The organism is Pseudarthrobacter sp. H2 (assembly GCF_050157045.1).
Taxonomy (GTDB): Bacteria; Actinomycetota; Actinomycetes; order Actinomycetales; family Micrococcaceae; genus Arthrobacter.
Genome location: NZ_CP189594.1, coordinates 3,317,817 through 3,333,984 on the forward strand (window position 1 = coordinate 3,317,817; position 16,168 = coordinate 3,333,984).

Annotated in this window: 14 protein-coding genes; 5 read left to right on the plus strand and 9 right to left on the minus strand. The window is 68.9% G+C overall.

Annotation, left to right across the window (positions count from 1 at the left end; translation table 11 throughout):
• Positions 1 to 19: 19 nt before the first annotated feature.
• From ACQCSZ_RS15500 to ACQCSZ_RS15530, 7 genes are all read right to left on the minus strand, one after another.
• Positions 20 to 2,101, minus strand: coding sequence for an MFS transporter (locus tag ACQCSZ_RS15500; RefSeq protein ID WP_427004619.1), 2,082 nt, complete (start codon positions 2,099 to 2,101; stop codon positions 20 to 22).
• Positions 2,102 to 2,105: 4 nt separating this feature from the next.
• Positions 2,106 to 2,591 carry a MarR family winged helix-turn-helix transcriptional regulator gene (locus ACQCSZ_RS15505; protein WP_427004620.1) on the minus strand — a complete coding sequence of 162 codons (486 nt, stop codon included), beginning with the start codon at positions 2,589 to 2,591 and terminating at the stop codon, positions 2,106 to 2,108.
• 284 nt (positions 2,592 to 2,875) lie between these two features.
• Positions 2,876 to 4,618, minus strand: a complete 1,743-nt coding sequence (locus tag ACQCSZ_RS15510) for a thiamine pyrophosphate-binding protein (RefSeq protein ID WP_427004621.1) — start codon at positions 4,616 to 4,618, stop codon at positions 2,876 to 2,878.
• A gap of 2 nt (positions 4,619 to 4,620) precedes the next feature.
• A complete protein-coding gene (speB, locus tag ACQCSZ_RS15515; protein ID WP_427004622.1) occupies positions 4,621 to 5,688 on the minus strand; it encodes an agmatinase in 1,068 nt (355 codons plus the stop codon).
• 94 nt (positions 5,689 to 5,782) lie between these two features.
• Positions 5,783 to 6,124 carry a P-II family nitrogen regulator gene (locus ACQCSZ_RS15520; RefSeq protein WP_427004623.1) on the minus strand — a complete coding sequence of 114 codons (342 nt, stop codon included), beginning with the start codon at positions 6,122 to 6,124 and terminating at the stop codon, positions 5,783 to 5,785.
• The gene (locus tag ACQCSZ_RS15525) at positions 6,121 to 7,593 is read right to left on the minus strand and encodes an ammonium transporter (RefSeq protein ID WP_427004624.1); all 1,473 of its coding nucleotides are present in this window, start codon (positions 7,591 to 7,593) and stop codon (positions 6,121 to 6,123) included. Before ACQCSZ_RS15525 ends, ACQCSZ_RS15520 begins: the two co-directional genes overlap by 4 nt.
• 252 nt (positions 7,594 to 7,845) lie before the next feature.
• Positions 7,846 to 8,421, minus strand: coding sequence for a helix-turn-helix domain-containing protein (locus ACQCSZ_RS15530; RefSeq protein WP_427004625.1), 576 nt, complete (start codon positions 8,419 to 8,421; stop codon positions 7,846 to 7,848).
• A 371-nt stretch (positions 8,422 to 8,792) separates the two neighbouring features.
• Between ACQCSZ_RS15530 and ACQCSZ_RS15535 the strand changes: the two genes are divergently transcribed.
• Positions 8,793 to 10,316: a sodium:solute symporter gene (locus ACQCSZ_RS15535; RefSeq protein ID WP_427004626.1), complete on the plus strand. Its 1,524-nt coding sequence runs from the start codon at positions 8,793 to 8,795 to the stop codon at positions 10,314 to 10,316.
• A gap of 95 nt (positions 10,317 to 10,411) precedes the next feature.
• Here the strand turns inward: ACQCSZ_RS15535 and ACQCSZ_RS15540 are convergent, their stop codons facing one another.
• The gene (locus ACQCSZ_RS15540; protein WP_427004627.1) at positions 10,412 to 10,627 is read right to left on the minus strand and encodes a hypothetical protein; all 216 of its coding nucleotides are present in this window, start codon (positions 10,625 to 10,627) and stop codon (positions 10,412 to 10,414) included.
• A gap of 302 nt (positions 10,628 to 10,929) precedes the next feature.
• Between ACQCSZ_RS15540 and ACQCSZ_RS15545 the strand changes: the two genes are divergently transcribed.
• The 3 genes from ACQCSZ_RS15545 to ACQCSZ_RS15555 all read left to right on the plus strand — a co-directional run bounded on the left by ACQCSZ_RS15545 (position 10,930) and on the right by ACQCSZ_RS15555 (position 13,913).
• A complete protein-coding gene (locus ACQCSZ_RS15545; protein ID WP_427004628.1) occupies positions 10,930 to 12,105 on the plus strand; it encodes a VIT1/CCC1 transporter family protein in 1,176 nt (391 codons plus the stop codon).
• 77 nt (positions 12,106 to 12,182) lie between these two features.
• Complete coding sequence (locus ACQCSZ_RS15550) at positions 12,183 to 13,049, plus strand: matrixin family metalloprotease (protein WP_427004629.1); 867 nt, start codon at positions 12,183 to 12,185, stop codon at positions 13,047 to 13,049.
• Between the two features lie 87 nt (positions 13,050 to 13,136).
• Positions 13,137 to 13,913: a gamma-glutamyl-gamma-aminobutyrate hydrolase family protein gene (locus ACQCSZ_RS15555; RefSeq protein WP_427004630.1), complete on the plus strand. Its 777-nt coding sequence runs from the start codon at positions 13,137 to 13,139 to the stop codon at positions 13,911 to 13,913.
• Here the strand turns inward: ACQCSZ_RS15555 and ACQCSZ_RS15560 are convergent.
• Positions 13,910 to 14,959, minus strand: coding sequence for a Gfo/Idh/MocA family protein (locus tag ACQCSZ_RS15560; protein ID WP_427004631.1), 1,050 nt, complete (start codon positions 14,957 to 14,959; stop codon positions 13,910 to 13,912). The genes ACQCSZ_RS15555 and ACQCSZ_RS15560 overlap by 4 nt on opposite strands.
• A gap of 159 nt (positions 14,960 to 15,118) precedes the next feature.
• On the opposite strand from ACQCSZ_RS15560, the gene ACQCSZ_RS15565 reads away from it, so the two are divergent.
• Entirely contained in the window at positions 15,119 to 16,141 is a 1,023-nt protein-coding gene (locus ACQCSZ_RS15565; RefSeq protein ID WP_427004632.1) for a LacI family DNA-binding transcriptional regulator, read from the plus strand.
• Positions 16,142 to 16,168: the final 27 nt, after the last annotated feature.

Consider the following 16,168-nt stretch of genomic DNA (forward strand, 5'->3'; position numbering starts at 1 on the left):
GTGTTACGCGTTCCGCGGTTTACGCGTTCCGGTGCCGGCCGTGGGTTGCGATGTAGTCGGCCGCGGCGCGCTGCTGCTTCCGTTCCTTCGCCAGCTGCCGGCGCAGGGTGGTGAGCTCTTCGCTGACCCGGGCCTGTTCGGAAGTGATCGCACGCTGCTCCGCCGCCTGCTCATGCACGGCGCGCAGCGCCTCTGCCAGCTGGACCTGCTGCTCGGCCAGCAACTGCTGGGTCCGCAGCAGCAAGGGTACGACGTCGGCGGTTTCGGCGCGCGCGTCCGCCACCAGGGTGCGGGCACGCGGCCGGGCTGCGTCCCGGCAGGCGGCCTCCGGGAAGCGCGACTCATTGACGCGCTGGCCGCTGAGCACCTCGATGAATTCCCGGTCCAGGTCCACGAGTCCGGACCCGGCCGCGCCGGCGGCGGACGCTGCCGGGCCGCCGTCGTGAGTGGCAGCCGAAGCGGTTCCGGGGGTTCCGGCGGTTCCGTTGGCGGGACCGGCTCCGGCAGCGGGCGCCGGCTCGATGTCCAGGGTGCGGCGCAGGGGCTGTTCCTTGATGAAGAGGATCGCGACGAGGGCCACGATGCCGATGATGGCGGAGATCAGGAAGATCTGGGCCGTGGCGTCACCGTAGGCTGCCCGCATGATGTCGCGGACGGGCGCCGGCATGTCCTTCAGGTCCATGGTTCCCCCGGAGGAGCCGCCCGTGGCCGGGATCCCCGCGGCAGCGAGCCCTTCGGTGGCGAGCTGGTTGATCCGGGTGCCCAGGACGGCGCCCAGGACCGAGACACCGATGGCGCCGCCGACCGAGCGGAAGAAGGCCACGGAGGCACTTGCGGTGCCGATGTCGGACGCCCGGACGGTGTTCTGCACGGCCAGGACCAGGTTCTGCATGAGCAGCCCCAGGCCAAGGCCGAGGATGAAGGTGTACAGGCCCGTGAGCCAGAGCTCCGTGGTGTGGTCGATGGTTCCGGCCAGTCCCAGTCCGCCGACCAGCAGGATGGCTCCGGCGACGAGGTAGCGCTTCCACTTGCCGGTGCGGGTGATCAGCTGGCCGGAGAGGACCGAACCGATCAGGTTGCCGGCGATCATGGGCAGCGTCAGCAGTCCTGCCTCCGTGGGGCTGGCGCCGCGGGCCACCTGGAAGTACTGGCCAAGGAACGCGGAGGAGCCGAACATGCCGACGCCGACGGCCATCGAGGCCAGGATGGACAGGGCGGTGGTGCGCTGGGAGATGATCTTCAGCGGGATGATGGGCTCGGCCACGCGTGATTCGACGAGCACCAACAGGGCCAGGAGAACGATGCCGCCGCCGACCATCCCGGCCGTCTGCCAGGACCACCAGTCGTAGTAGGCCGGGTTGCCGGCGAAGGAAATCCAGATCAGCAGCAGGCTGACGCCGGAGGTGAGCAGGACGGATCCCAGCCAGTCGATCTTTGCCGGGCGCCTGACGTGCGGCAGCTTCAGCGTGACCTGCAGCAGGATGAGGGCGACGACGGCGAGCGGGACGCAGACGAAGAACGTCCAGCGCCAGCCCAGCGGGCTGTCGACGATGAAGCCGCCGAGCAGCGGGCCGCCGGCGGTGCCGACGGCCATGACGGCGCCCATGTAGCCGGAGTACTTTCCGCGGTCACGGGGCGAGATGATGGAGCCCATGATGGCCTGGGCCAGGGCTGTGAGGCCGCCCATGGCGATGCCCTGGATGACGCGGGCGGTCAACAGGAACGGGATCGAGTCGGACAGGCCCGCCATGACGGAACCGGCCACGAAGATCACGATGCTGAGCTGGACCAGGAGTTTCTTGCTGAAAAGGTCCGCCAGTTTGCCCCAGATGGGCGTGGTCGCGGCGTTGGCCAGCAGCGCCGCCGTGATGACCCAGGCGAAGTCCGTCTGGCTGCCCTTGAGCTCGGACATGATCGTCGGCAGCGCGTTGGCCACGATGGTGCTGCTGATGATCGCGGTGAAAAACGCGGCGAGCAGCCCCGTGAGGGCTTCCAGGATCTGGCGGTGGGTCATGACGAGCATGGGAGCGGGGTGCGAAGGCTGTGTGGGGGACGGCGACGGGGCCGGTGACGGCCCGGTGGCGGCGGCGTGGCTTGCCATATTCCTACTCCTGCGCAGCGGTGGTCATAGTGGTGGATCCGGCCGCCTTTGCCCGGACTGACGTCCTCAGGGACTCGGCTAGTTTCTTGAGGGTTACCGCCGTCTGTTCGATGTCTTCCTCGCTCCAGTCCAGCAGCAGGCCCTGGAGCGTGGCCGTGCGATGGACCTCGATGGCGCGGAGTTTCTCCGCACCCAGCGGGGAGAGCGCAACCAGCTGCGCCCGCCCGTCCTCCGGATCCGGCCTGCGGACCACGTAGCCCTGCTCCTCCAGCTCGGCGATATGCCGGCTGAGGACGGGGGCGCTGACTCCGAGGCGCTCGGCAAGGTGCGTGGCGCGGGATTCGCGCTCCCCCACAAAGCGGAGGACGCCCTGCAGCGCCACCCCGGTGTCCTCGCCGGGCAGGTTCAGCGCGGCGGCGCAGCGGACCGCGCGCTGGAGATCGAAGATCTGGTACACGAGGTTGGCTGCACTCGTCGGTGGAACTGGCATGATGGACGCCCCTCTTTTTGTTTGCCTTAGGCAACCATATCAAAAAGTGGTTACTTTGGGAAACTAACCTCCGGCCGGGAGTGGTGCTCCGGGTGGTGCGCTGAGCCCGGTCAAGCGCGCCCGGCGGAGGCGCCCGCAGCAGCGCACGACAGAAGCGCGAACGTACACGTCAGGCCCCGAATCCGGCGGATCTGGGGCCTGACGTGTACGTTCGCGCTGGGGGTGGGGTGGGGTGGGGGCGGGCGGGGTGGAGGCGGGCGGGCAGCGGGGTTGGAGCCACGGGGTTAACCCTCCAGGTGTGTCGGACCGAACATCCTGAGCAGGGTTTCAACCACGACGACGTTCGGGCCCTCGGCGGCGAAGCCCGCCTTCAACGCGTCCCCGACGTCCTCCGGGGCCACCCGGGTGGCGGGGATTCCGAACGCTTCGGCCAGCTTGACGAAGTCGGGCCGGGCGAGTTCGGTGGCCGTGGCCTTGCCGAAGGCGCCCACCATGTACTCGCGCAGGATGCCGTAGCCGCCGTCGTCCACAATCAGCCACGTCACCGGAACGTTGTGCTGCTTGGCGGTGGCGAGTTCGGAGATGGAGTACATCGCCGAGCCGTCGCCGGAGACGGCCAGCACCCGGGCCGAACCGGCGGAGGTGCCGATGGTCTCGAGGCCGACGGCGCCGCCGATGGCCGCGGGGAAGCCGAAGCCCAGCCCGCCGGCGCCCTGGGCGGAGTGGAACTGGCCCTCGCGGGCGTCCCAGCAGCTCCAGGCCCAGTAGGCGGAAATCGTCATGTCCCAGAAGGTCTGCATGCCCCCGGGAACGGCGTCACGGATGTCCGCCATGAACTTCAGTTCCTTGCCGAGGTCCTGGGATTCGAGGCGGGCCATGACCTTGGCCAGGGTTTCCTTGACGAGCGCTTCCGGAGAGGTGCCGTGCCAGTCGGCACGGGGTTCGACAGGCTCGGTTTCGACAGGCCCGGTTTCGACAGGCCCAACCACCGATTTCAGGGCCTCGTCGAGGGCGGCGAGCGCCTGGCCGGCGTCGGCACGGATACCCAGGCCGGGACGGTTGGACTCGAGCACACGGGGCTCGGCGTCGATCTGGATGATCCGGCCGCGGGGTTCGAAGGTGAAGTAGTTGGACGTGACCTCGCCGAGCGAGGAGCCGATCACTATCAGGACATCGGCGTCCTCGAGCAGCTCCGTCATGTGCCGGTCCTCGATCCAGGACTGGAGCGAGAGCTCGTGGTTCCAGGGGAACGCGCCGTTGCCGCCCGGGGTGCAGATGACGGGGGCCCGCAGTTTTTCCGCGATCGAGAGCAGCGATTTCTCGGCCCGGCCGCGTCGGGTGCCGCCGCCGGCGATGATGGCGGGACGTTCCGCCGTCGAGAGCCATTTCACGGCTTCACGGACCAGCTCCACGCGGGGCGGATTGTCGGCCGCCTCGGCGAGGGCATCCTCCACCGGGGGCACCATGATGGGGTCCAGCAGCACGTTCTGCGGGATTTCCAGCCAGACGGGACCCTGGGGCGAGGAGATGGCCTCGGTCCAGGCGTCCTGGATGGCCGAGGGGATGCCGGAGGCGTGCTGGATCAGCCGCTGGCTCTTGGTGACGTTCGCGGCCGAGGCCTTCTGGTCATCGAGCTGGTGGAGCATGCCCTTCCGGCGCGCGCCGAGCCCTTCGAGCGGGATCTGGCTGGCGATCACCACCATGGGAACACCCGTGGCATACGCCTCCTGGAGCCCGGCCAGGGAGGTCAGCGCGCCGGGGCCGGTGGAGAGGAACAGAACCCCGACCTCCCCGGTGGCACGGGCATAGCCGTCAGCTGCGAAGGCGGAATTGTTCTCCACCCGCGAGGAGACGAAGTGCAGGTTCCCGCGGCCCATCGCATCGAACAGGCCCAAGGCATGCTGGCCCGGGATGCCGAACACGGTCCTGGCACCGAGCGCCTCGAGGGTCTCGACGACGAGGTCCCCGCCGTTGCGCACGTCCGTGCCCTTTGTCGGGGCTGCTGTGCCGGGGTCGAAATCGATCATTGTCAGTACTCCTTGGGTCCGGCAGCGAATCCGGCCGGGCGGCGGGATTCCTGGCCGAGGGCCTGGGCGGCGTAGCCGTTGGGCGCGCCGGTCCGGTCCCCTTCGACGGCGCGGTCGGCCATCAGGGTGACCAGTTCGTAGGCGACGTGGCTCGCGGCCACCCCGGTGATGTCGGCGTGGTCATACGCGGGGGCGACCTCGACGACGTCGGCCCCCACCAGGTTCATGCCGCGGAAGCCGCGGATGATTTCCAGCAGCTCGCGGCTCGTGATGCCGCCGGCCTCGGGCGTGCCGGTACCCGGCGCGTGGGCCGGATCCAGGACGTCGATGTCCACCGAGATGTAGAGCGGACGGTTGCCGATCCGGTCGCGGACCTTGGCCACGGTCTCGAGCACGCCCTGGTAGTAGACGTCCGCGGAGGTGACGATGCCGAAGCCGAAGCGGTGGTCGTCCTCGAGGTCCTTCTTACCGTAGAGCGGGCCCCGGGTGCCGATGTGGCTGATCGCCTCGGTGTCCAGGATGCCTTCCTCGACGGCGCGGCGGAAGGGTGTGCCGTGGGTGTATTCGGCGCCGAAGTAGGTGTCCCAGGTGTCCAGGTGCGCGTCGAAGTGGAGCATGGCCACGGGCTCGCCGGCGCGCTCGGCGGCGGCGCGCAGCAGGGGCAGGGCGATGGTGTGGTCCCCGCCGAGGGTCAGCAGCCTGCTGCCGGACGCGGTCAGGTCCAGGGCGTTCTGCTGGATCGTCTCGATGGCGTCATGGATGTTGAAGGGGTTGACAGCCATGTCGCCGGCGTCGGCCACCTGGATGTTTTCGAAGGGGCTGACGTCCCACGCCGGGTTGTACGGGCGGAGCAGCCGGCTGGCTTCGCGGACGTGGTTGGCGCCGAAGCGCGCGCCGGGGCGGTAGGAGACGCCGGAGTCGAACGGCACGCCCACCACGGTGACGTCGGCCTTGGCGACCTGGTCCAGCCGCGGCAGGCGGGCATAGGTGGCGGCTCCCGCGTAGCGCGGAATACGGGATGAATCGATGGGGCCAAGGTTGCCATTGGCCTCGATGCGCAGCTCTTCCAAAAGAAAGCCTCTCCTTCGAGGATTGACCGACAGGTGTGACAGCCATCATACCCTCAAAGTTTCGTAATGCGCATCAGTTGTTTACCAAAGTTGCTCAGGCGATCGCGGAGGCGCCCCGTTCCCCCGTCCGGACGCGGACGGCGTCGCTCACATCGATGGTCCAGATCTTGCCGTCGCCGAAGTTGCCCGTGCGCGCCCCGGCCACGATGGCCTCCACGACGCCGTCGACGGCGTCCTCGTTGACCAGCACCTCCACCCTGGCCTTGGTGAGGAGATCGGAGGTGTACTCGGAGCCCCGGTACACCTCCACATGGCCGCGCTGCCGGCCGTAGCCGCTGGCCTGGCTGACGGTCAGGCCGTTGACGCCCAGCTCCTCCAGGGCCGCGCTCACGGCGTCGATCCGCTCCGGCCGGACGATGGCGGTCACGAGTTTCATCTCGACACCTTCCCTCGGACCGGCCGGCCGTCCGGCTGGCTCTCCGGCTGGCTGTCCTGTTCGCCCTCCGGCTGGCTTTCAGGCGGGGCCTCCGGCTGGCCCTCAAGCAGGCCGGCGGGCGCGACGGCGGCGGCCGCTTTGGCGTGCGGATCTCCGGGATGGAAGCTGCCGCCGACCATCAGGAGTTCGTACGCGGTTTCGGCGTGTTCCGTCACGTCGATGCCGGAGAGCTCATCGGCCTCGGACACCCTCATGCCCATGGCCTTGTGGATCGCGAAGCCGATCAGCGTGGTCATGACGGCGCTCCAGACGGTGACGATGAGCGCCGTCAGCAGCTGCGGCCAGAACTGGGCCAGGCCGCCGCCATAGAACAGTCCCCCCTCCGTCTTCGCGGACGGGAGCGCGAAGAACCCAAGGGACAGCGTCCCCCACAGGCCGCCGACGAAGTGCACGGCCACGACGTCGAGCGAGTCATCGAGTCCGATCTTGAACTTCAGCGCCACGGCGAGCGCGCAGACCGCCCCCGCCACCGCGCCGATCAGGATGGCCCCGACGGGGTCGACGAAGCCGCAGGCCGGGGTGACGGCCACGAGGCCGGCCACCGCGCCCGAGGCCGCACCCAGGGAGGTGGCGTGCCCATCGCGGAGCCGTTCCACGAGCAGCCAGCCGAGCAGCGCCGCACTGGTGGCCAGCAGCGTGTTGGTCCAGGCCAGGCCGGCGGTGGCGTCGGCGGCGAGTTCGGAGCCTGCGTTGAACCCGAACCAGCCGAACCACAGCAGGCCGGCCCCGAGCATCACGAACGGCAGGTTGTGCGGGCGGATGTTCGGGTCCTTCATGAAGCCCAGCCGCTTGCCCAGGACGACGGCGAGCATCAGGCCCGCCATGCCGGCGTTCATGTGCACGACGGTTCCGCCGGCGAAGTCGAGGGCGGAAATCCTGCTGCCGATGATCCCGTCGGCGCCGAAGATCCCGCCGCCCCAGACCCAGTGGGCGATGGGAGCATAGACGAGCGTCACCCACAGGGCGGCGAAGAGCAGCCAGGGTCCGAACCGGACGCGTTCGGCGACGGCGCCGCTGATCAGCGCGACGGTGATGATGGCGAAGGTGGCCTGGAAACCGATGAACACCATGTCCGGCAGTCCGGCCGCCTTGCCGCCGATGCTGCCGGTCAGTCCGCTCAGGCCGAAGTTGGCGAAGGGGTCACCGACGAATCCATTGAGCGAATCGGGCCCGAACGCCATGCCGTAGCCCCACAGGGCCCAGACGACGGCGACGACCCCCATGGCGCCGAAGCTCATCATCATGATGTTCAGGACCGATTTCATCCGCACCAGTCCGCCGTAGAAGAACGCGAGACCGGGGGTCATCAGGAGGACCAGGGCGGACGCTGCGAGCATCCACGCTGTCGCGCCAGGATCGAGCGCCTGGGGATCTACGTCCATTCCTACTGCAAGCACAGCCAGGTTCATTGCGGGAGCCTTCCTCGAATGCCGGCGCTCCAAGGGCGCCGGACCGGCGAGACCATGTCAACTGCGGGGCTGTTGTGCACGTCCCCTGCGGTTGACGCTACCGGGGGCATGTTTCAGCAAGGCACTTCCGCCTTTACGCGGGCGTTACGGGGGCGGCTTGGGAATTAAATCGCCGTTTCGGCGAGGTTAACGGCATGTGACGTACATCTCACCGGGGGCCGGCGCCCGGGCATGGCGGCCGCCTGGGCGCGGCTAGCGGCTGGCTGCCGGGACCAGCACCCACAGGACCTCGACGGCGTCGTCCGTGGGATTGACCCAGGTGTGCGGCTCCCGGCCGGGGAACGTCACGGTATCCCCGGTGGTGAGCTCGAACTCCTCGTTGGTGAGGATCAGCCGGATGCTGCCCTTGACCACATGCAGCACGTCGACGTCGCAGTCCACGGCATACAGTTCGGATTCGCCCCTGCCGCGCGGCTCGATCACGGCCTGGATGATCTGGATCCGGCGCTCGGAACGGGCCGTCAGGAGACGCTCCACGATCCCTTCCCCGCCGAGCGAGATCCGGGGGCCTTCGTCCTTCTTGGTGAGGTGCGTCTCGGAAGCGGCGAAGAGATCGCCGATCGAGATGGAGAGCACCTGGCACAGCGTCACGAGGGATGCGACCGACGGCGAGGTGAGGTCCCGCTCGACCCGGCTGAGGAAGCCCTTGGTCAGGCCGGTGGCATCGGCCACCTGCTCGATCGTGAGCCGCTGCGACTGCCGGGCGGCACGGATCCGGGAACCGATGGCAACCGGAGCGTTGCTCGGTTCAACTGGTAAAGCCTTCATCTAGGAACCTTTCACGGCCGGCCGCTCGGCCCCATCATTGCAGCAATAGTATCGGGACCGGGCCCTCCGACGCCGGATACGACGCCGGAAGGGGCTGCGGCTACGACGCCGGACACGACGGCGGATGCCAGGGTTCCGGCGGCGGCGCGGGAGGCGTCTTGACTGTTACCGGGGTCACACCCTAACCTCTTGGCAACAACTGTTGTCTATTAGGCAATCAGCGGGAAGATGGGGAAAGGTCGCGGGAGGCTCCCGGGCCGGGGCGCACGGAATCCTCCCCCACAAACCACCAAGCAGCAGCGGGATCGCCGGGCGCACGTTTGCCCGCGGCCGGTTCACCCCTCCTGCCAGACAGCTCCAAGGAGCCTTTCATGGACGCAAGTTTCGTCAACATCGCCATCGTGGTGGTGTACCTGGTCGCCATGCTGGCGTTCGGATGGTGGGGCAAGTCCCGCACCAAGAACAACAGCGACTTCCTGGTCGCGGGCCGCCGGCTCGGCCCGTTCCTCTACACGGGCACCATGGCCGCCGTCGTACTGGGCGGCGCCTCGACCGTCGGCGGCGTGGGCCTGGGCTACAAGTTCGGGGTCTCCGGCATGTGGCTCGTGGTCGCGATCGGCGCGGGCGTGCTGCTGCTCAGCCTGCTCTTCGCCGGCACCATCCAGAAGCTGAAGATCTACACCGTCTCCCAGATGCTGACCCTGCGCTACGGCAGCCGTGCCACGCAGACCTCGGGCATCGTGATGCTCGCCTACACGCTGATGCTGTGCGCCACGTCCACCGGCGCCTACGCCACCATCTTCGTGGTCCTCTTCGGCTGGGACCGGGCCCTCGCGATCGCGATCGGCGGCGCGATCGTGCTCGTGTATTCCACCATCGGCGGCATGTGGTCCATCACCCTGGCCGACCAGGTCCAGTTCGTCATCAAGACCGTCGGCATCTTCCTGCTGATGCTGCCGCTCACGCTCAACGCTGCCGGCGGGCTCGACGGGATCCGCAGCCGCGTGGAGGCCAGCTTCTTCCAGATCGACGGCATCGGAATCCAGACCATCATCACCTACTTCGTGGTGTACACCCTGGGCCTGCTGATCGGCCAGGACATCTGGCAGCGCGTGTTCACCGCCAAGACCCCCACCGTCGCCCGCTGGGGCGGCGCCACCGCCGGCATCTACTGCATCCTCTACGGTGCCGCCGGCGCGCTGATCGGCCTCGGCGCCCGTGTCGCCCTGCCCAACATCGATGTCAAGGCCCTCGGCAAGGATGTCGTCTACGCCGAGGTCGCCACCCACCTCCTGCCCGTCGGCATCGGCGGCCTCGTGCTCGCCGCAGCCGTCGCGGCCATGATGTCCACCGCCTCCGGGGCCCTGATCGCCGCCGCCACCGTGGCCCGCGCCGACGTCCTGCCGTTCGTCGCCGGCTGGTTCGGCAAGGACATCAACACGGAGGACACCGACAACCCCGAACACGACGTCAAGGCCAACCGCCGGTGGGTCCTGGGCCTCGGGATCGTGGCGATCGTCATCGCCATCATCACCAAGGACGTCGTCGCGGCCCTCACCATCGCCTACGACATCCTGGTGGGCGGGCTCCTGGTCGCCATCCTCGGCGGCCTCCTCTGGAAGCGCGGCACCGGGGCGGCCGCCGCGGCCTCCATGGCCGTGGGTTCGGTCATCACCCTGGGCACCATGATCGTCCTGGAGATCAACGCCGAGGTGCCGCTGGACGGCATCTACGCCAACGAGCCGATCTACTACGGCCTCCTTGCCTCCGCCGTCGTCTACATCGCGGTGTCGCTGCTGACCACGCCCACGGACCCCGCGGTCATACGGAACTGGCGCCATCGCGTAGCCGGCGGGGCCGCCGAGGACGAGCCGGCTCCCGTCCTGGCGCACTAGGACGGGCCGGGCACGGACTGCCAGAACGCCCGACGGCGGCGCCTCCCCCTCCCGGGGAGGCACCGCCGTCGGCGGTTAACCGTTCAACGCCCCGGCTACCCCTCGTCCTCCGGCTCGCGGAACTCGTCCGCGTCAGCGAGCGGCACGACGCGCTCGTCTTCGTCGACCAGCCCGTCCGGCTCGCCCACCTCGTCCCATTCCTCGTCATCCACGGGCGTGTCCTCGGCGAAGTCGTAGGCGGGATCGGACTCGACGGTATCCCGCACTGGCAGGACCGGATGTGCTGCTGGCTGTGACTCGGTGTTGTCCATGGTGCAACCTCCGTGCGCTCGGGCTGGCGGCAGTGTTCCGGGCGGTCCGCTCACCAGGGCCGGGACCCCGACGCTCGGCGGCGGGCCTGCCGGAGAACCCGCCGTGGATTTCATTCGAACACCGCGAACCTTGAGGGTCAAGGGGTCCTGCGGGCCACCGGCTGGATGCCCCGCAGCGGCAGGATCTTTCAGGTCTGCCTAAACTTTTGGCTAAGGATCACCAGCCGGAAATCGGCCGGATTACCGGGTAGTCTTGAAACGCAATGGGGCCGCACCATGCCCTTTCAAGCCCAGGAGCTTTCGTGTTTCAGCACGCCGAATCTGACCAGAACCGCGCCGACCAGGACCGCGCCGGCACCGCCGGGAACCGCGAAACCGCCCCCCATCACCATGCTCCGGCAGCCAGCGCCGCGGACATCAAGCGCTGGCGCCAGTACCTCGCCGACGAACGGGCCGAAGCCGCCGTCTACCGTGACCTGGCCCAGAACCGGCACGGCGAAGAGCGTGACATCCTGCTCGCGCTGGCCGAGGCCGAGGGCCGCCACGAGGCGCACTGGCTCCAGCTGCTCGGCGAGGACGCCGGCCGGCCGCGCCACGCGTCGCTCCGCAGCCGGTTTGTGGGTTTCCTGGCGCGCCACTTCGGTTCCGTGTTCGTCCTGGCCCTGGCCCAGCGTGCCGAGAGCCGCTCGCCCTACTCCCGCGACCCCTCCGCCACCCCCGCCATGGCCGCCGACGAGCAGATCCACGAAGAAGTCGTCCGCGGGCTCGCCACCCGGGGCCGCAACCGGCTGGCCGGCACCTTCCGGGCCGCCGTCTTCGGTGCGAACGACGGGCTGGTCAGCAACCTCTCCCTCGTCATGGGCATGGCCGCCTCCGGGGTGGGAAGCCACGTGGTCCTCCTCAGCGGCGTGGCCGGCCTGCTGGCCGGGGCGCTGTCGATGGGTGCCGGTGAGTTCATTTCGGTGCGGTCGCAGCGGGAACTCCTGGCCGCGACCCGTCCTACCCAAATCACGCTTGCCGCGGCGCCCGCGCTGGACATCGAACACAATGAGCTGCTGCTCGTGTACCTGGCCCGGGGAATGTCCCGGGAGGCGGCCGAACACCGTGTCGCCGAGCGGATGGGCCAGCTGGACTGCGACTGCGATCCAAGCCTGTCGCTGTGGCCGGAACGCCCCGAGGTGCCCGACCAGCACGAGGCCGTCGGCAACGCCTGGAGCGCGGCGGCGTCCAGCTTCTGTTTCTTCGCCTCCGGCGCGGTCGTGCCGATCATCCCGTTCCTGCTCGGCATGACCGGGGTCGCGGCGCTCGCGGTCTCCGCCCTGCTGGTGGGCCTGGCACTGCTGTTCACCGGCGGCGTCGTCGGTCTCCTCTCCGGCACATCCCCCACCACCCGCGGCCTCCGCCAGCTCGCGATCGGCATGGGCGCAGCCGGCGCGACGTACCTGCTGGGCCTGGCGTTTGGTGCGGTGGCCGGCTAGTGGAAGGTCCTGGCTTCCGGGACCGGAGGCCACGGCACAGCCGCTCACGCACCGCTCTGCGCATTGTCCGCAATCTGGTGGCGGCGGTCCTGATCGCCGGCGCCGCCTTCCTCGCGGCCGGCGTCGTCTACGGGGACCCCCGTTTCGGGGGGCTCTTCGAGGTCCACCGCGGGACCGGGCCCGACGGCCGGCCGACGGCGTCGGGCCAGGCGGGACAGGCATCTGCCGGGCAGGGCGGCCGTGTGCCCGGCGGCACCGCGGCGGGATCCCGCACGGATGCTCCCCCGCCCGGGCTCGAAGAACAGGACGAGCCGCTGGGGACGCCGCGGAAACCCGCCGCCGTCAGCAACTCCTACAAGTTCCTCGCGACGAACGAGGACGGCTCGCCGGTGGGCTACTCCCCCTGCCGGCCGCTGCACTACGTGGTCAATGCCGGGCTGGCGCCCGCGGGCGCCGGACGGCTCGTGGAAAACGCGATCACGACGGTATCCCGGGCCACCGGCATCACGTTCATCGACGACGGCGCCACCGCCGAGGCGCCGGCCCAGTCCCGGTCCCCGTACCAGAAGGATGCCTACGGCGACCGCTGGGCACCCTTGCTGATCGCGTGGACGACCCCGGAGCAGGCTCCGCAGCTCAAAGGCCCGGTGATCGGCACCGGCGGCAGCACCCACTTCAGCTTCGGTGACGGCCCCAAGAGCTTCGTCACCGGCAGCCTGGAACTCGATTCCCCGCAGATCACCGAGGAGCTCCGCCGGCCGGACGGGGCCGCCTACGCCACGGCCGTGATCCTGCACGAACTGGGCCACGTGATGGGGCTCGAGCATGTCGACGACCCGAGCCAGCTCATGTACCCGGAGATCGGCGCCCCGGACGGCCTGGCTGCCGGGGACCTGAACGGCCTGCAGGCGCTGGGCCGGGCCGCGTGCCGGAAGGATCTGTAGCCGGATGGGACACAGCGTCCGCGGGACACGGGATATCTGTTGTCCATCCGGCCATCCTAGCCCTCGGATTCTGTTGCAGAATAAGTCATGCAGACTTCCCGCCATCCCCTCGGCAGCCGGCCCCGCATCGGCATTCCCGTCCGCCTCAGCAGCTCCTCCGACCCCGATCCCAGGGTGGCCGAGGCCAATGACCTCTTCGACTACATCGTGGAACTGGTGCGCGAGGCCGGCGGCGAACCGGTGCTGCTCACCGCGGCCCCGACTGCCGGAGAACCGGCGGACGCGGAGCTCAAGGCGCTCGACGGCGTCGTCCTTCCGGGCGGCGGCGACCTGGACCCCCGCCTTTACGGCGAGGAACAAAGCGCGGTGTGCTACGACGTGAACCCCGCGCAGGATGTCCTGGACCTGGCCGTCGCGCGGGGTTCGGTCGACGCCGGCCTGCCGGTGCTCGGCATCTGCCGGGGGCACCAGCTGCTGAATGTGCTGTACGGCGGCACCCTGACCCAGGACATGGCGGCTGGATCGGTGGTGCACAACGAGCCGTCCCCGGTCCACGGCGCGGGCCCGTGGGCATGGCATGAAGTCCGGGTGCAGCCCGGCACCAAGGTGGCGGCCCTCTACGGGAACAGCGACGGCGTCACCGTGAAGATCGCATCCGGCCACCACCAGGCCGTGGCCCGGGTGGCCGAGGACCTGTTGGTCACGGCCGTGGCGGAGGACGGCACCATCGAGGCGCTGGAGGATCCGGAGCGCTGGGTGGCGTCCGTCCAATGGCATCCCGAGGCTCTGGAACTGCCCGCCGAGGAGCGGCTGGCGCCCTTCCGGGCCTTTGTCGAAGTGTGCCGGGTCAGGAAGCAGGGCTAGCTGCGGCTCCCCTGGTTCCGGGCTGCCAGGGCAACCCTGACCGGCAGCCCGGTTTCCAGTGATTCCTGGGCTGCGTCGGCAATCCGGGAGGCTGCCACCGCGTCCTCCGGTGTGCACGGGTTGTCCCGCTCGCCCAGGATCAGCTCCACGAAGGCCGCCAGCTCGGAGCGGTAGGCCTGGTCGAAGCGCTCCGCGAAGGTCTTGTGGGACTCCCCGGACGGGAATATAACGCCGGCTTCGGCCGATGCAAGGGCGGACTTCTCATCGAGCCCCACGAGGAGCGAGCCGGCCGAACCCTGGATCTCCAGGCGGACGTCGTGACCGGCCCCGTTGTAGCGCGAGGCGCTGACGGTGCCCAGCGTGCCGTCGTCGAACGTCACCAGGGCCAGCGCCGTGTCCACGTCCCCCACTTCCCCGATGGCGGGATCGCCGTTGTTGGAGCCCCTGGCATAGACCTCCACGATTTCGCGGCCGGTCAGCCAGCGCAGGATGTCGAAATCGTGCACCGAGCAGTCCCGGAACAGCCCGCCGGAGCCCGCCAGGAACTCCACGGGCGGGGGTGTCATGTCGCAGGTGATGGCGCGCAGTGAATGGATCCAGCCCAGTTCCCCGGCTTCAAAGGAGCGTTTAGCCTCGATGTACCCGGCGTCGAAGCGGCGCTGGTGGCCGATCTGCACGGTTCCGCCGTGGTCCCGGATATAGTCCAGCACCGGCGTGGAGTCCGCAACATTCATGGCCACAGGCTTTTCGCAGAAGACCGGAATGCCGGCGTCCACGCCCGTCCTGATCAGATCCGGATGCGTGCCCGTGCCGGTGGCTATGACCAGCCCGTCCACGCCGGACGCAATCAGCTCCTCCACCGATGCCAGGAACTCGGCGCCGATCGTGGCCGCCACGCTCCGGGCATGATCGGCGGCAACGTCGGTCAGCTTGAGCCGGACATTGATCCCCTGCGGGTTCAGCACATCGTTCAGAGCCAAGATGTTGTTGGCGTGCATGACGCCAATGCGCCCCACCCCGACCAGACCGAGAGTTACATCCTTCATGGTGTTCCTTTGCAAAAATGCCGGGCCCGGACCCCGGGCAATGAACTGGAAAGCTGGCAATATTGGAACGCTCCAACATCTGCTTGCTAGAGTATGGGAGGTCACCGTTTCGAGTCAAGACTTTGTATTAACAAACTGCACCACTAGCTGGAGGATGCCGTGTCAGATCCCGTGCGAAAGCGCGCCGCCACCATACTCGACGTGGCCTCCGCAGCCGGAGTGTCAAAGTCGGTCGTCTCCCTGGTGCTGCGCGGCACCGGGTATGTCAGCGAAGCCAAGAGGACAGCGGTGGCACGGGCCGTGGTTGAGCTCCGCTACCGACCGAACGCCGCCGCCCGGGCGCTCAGCGAATCCCGGAGCCGGACCGTAGGAGTAGTCCTTAATGACATGCGGAATCCCTGGTTTGTCAGCGCGGTGGAGGGACTCAACGGCCGGCTCAACGAACACGGCCTGCAGATGGTTATGGGAGACTTCCGGCTGGACAGCCGCAGCGGCGAGTCGCTGCTCAAGAAACTGCTCGAAATGAACATCGAAGGACTGGTCCTGGTGGGGACCATGCCGGACAGCCCGGGCCTTGCCGTTGCGGCCGCACAGGTACCAACCGTGGTGCTGGGCGCGCCGTCGGGTCCCGCCGCAAACGTGACCGTCGTGACCAACGACGACGACGCCGGAGCCCGCCTCGTGGTGGCGCATCTGGCGTTGCTGGGCCACCGGAACATCGCGCATGTGGGAGCGCCCGACACCGCTGTCGGGGCCGCCCGGCAGCGGGGTTACGCAGCCGAGATGACGGCCGCCGGCCTGGCGGAATTCATCCGGACGATCCCCGGCGATCTCACCGAAGAAGCCGGCCACAGCGCCGGGCTTGAATTGTTGAGCGGAGCGGACAGGCCAACCGCCGTCTTCGCCGTCAACGACATGGCTGCCCTGGGAGTCATGTCGGCGGCGGAGGAACGCGGGCTCTCGGTGCCTGCGGATCTCTCCGTTGCCGGTTACGACAACACCCCGCTGGCCAGGCTTCGCAGGATCAGTCTCACTTCGGTGGACACGGCCAGCTTCGCAGCCGGCCAGCGTGCGGCGGAACTGCTGATGGCAAGACTGGAACCGGACTCCGCCCTTCCTCACGACGAACTACTGCCACCTACGCTGCAGGCCCGGGGCAGCACAGCCGCCCCGGGTGGGTGATCCGCCAGCCGCCCCGGGTGGGTGATC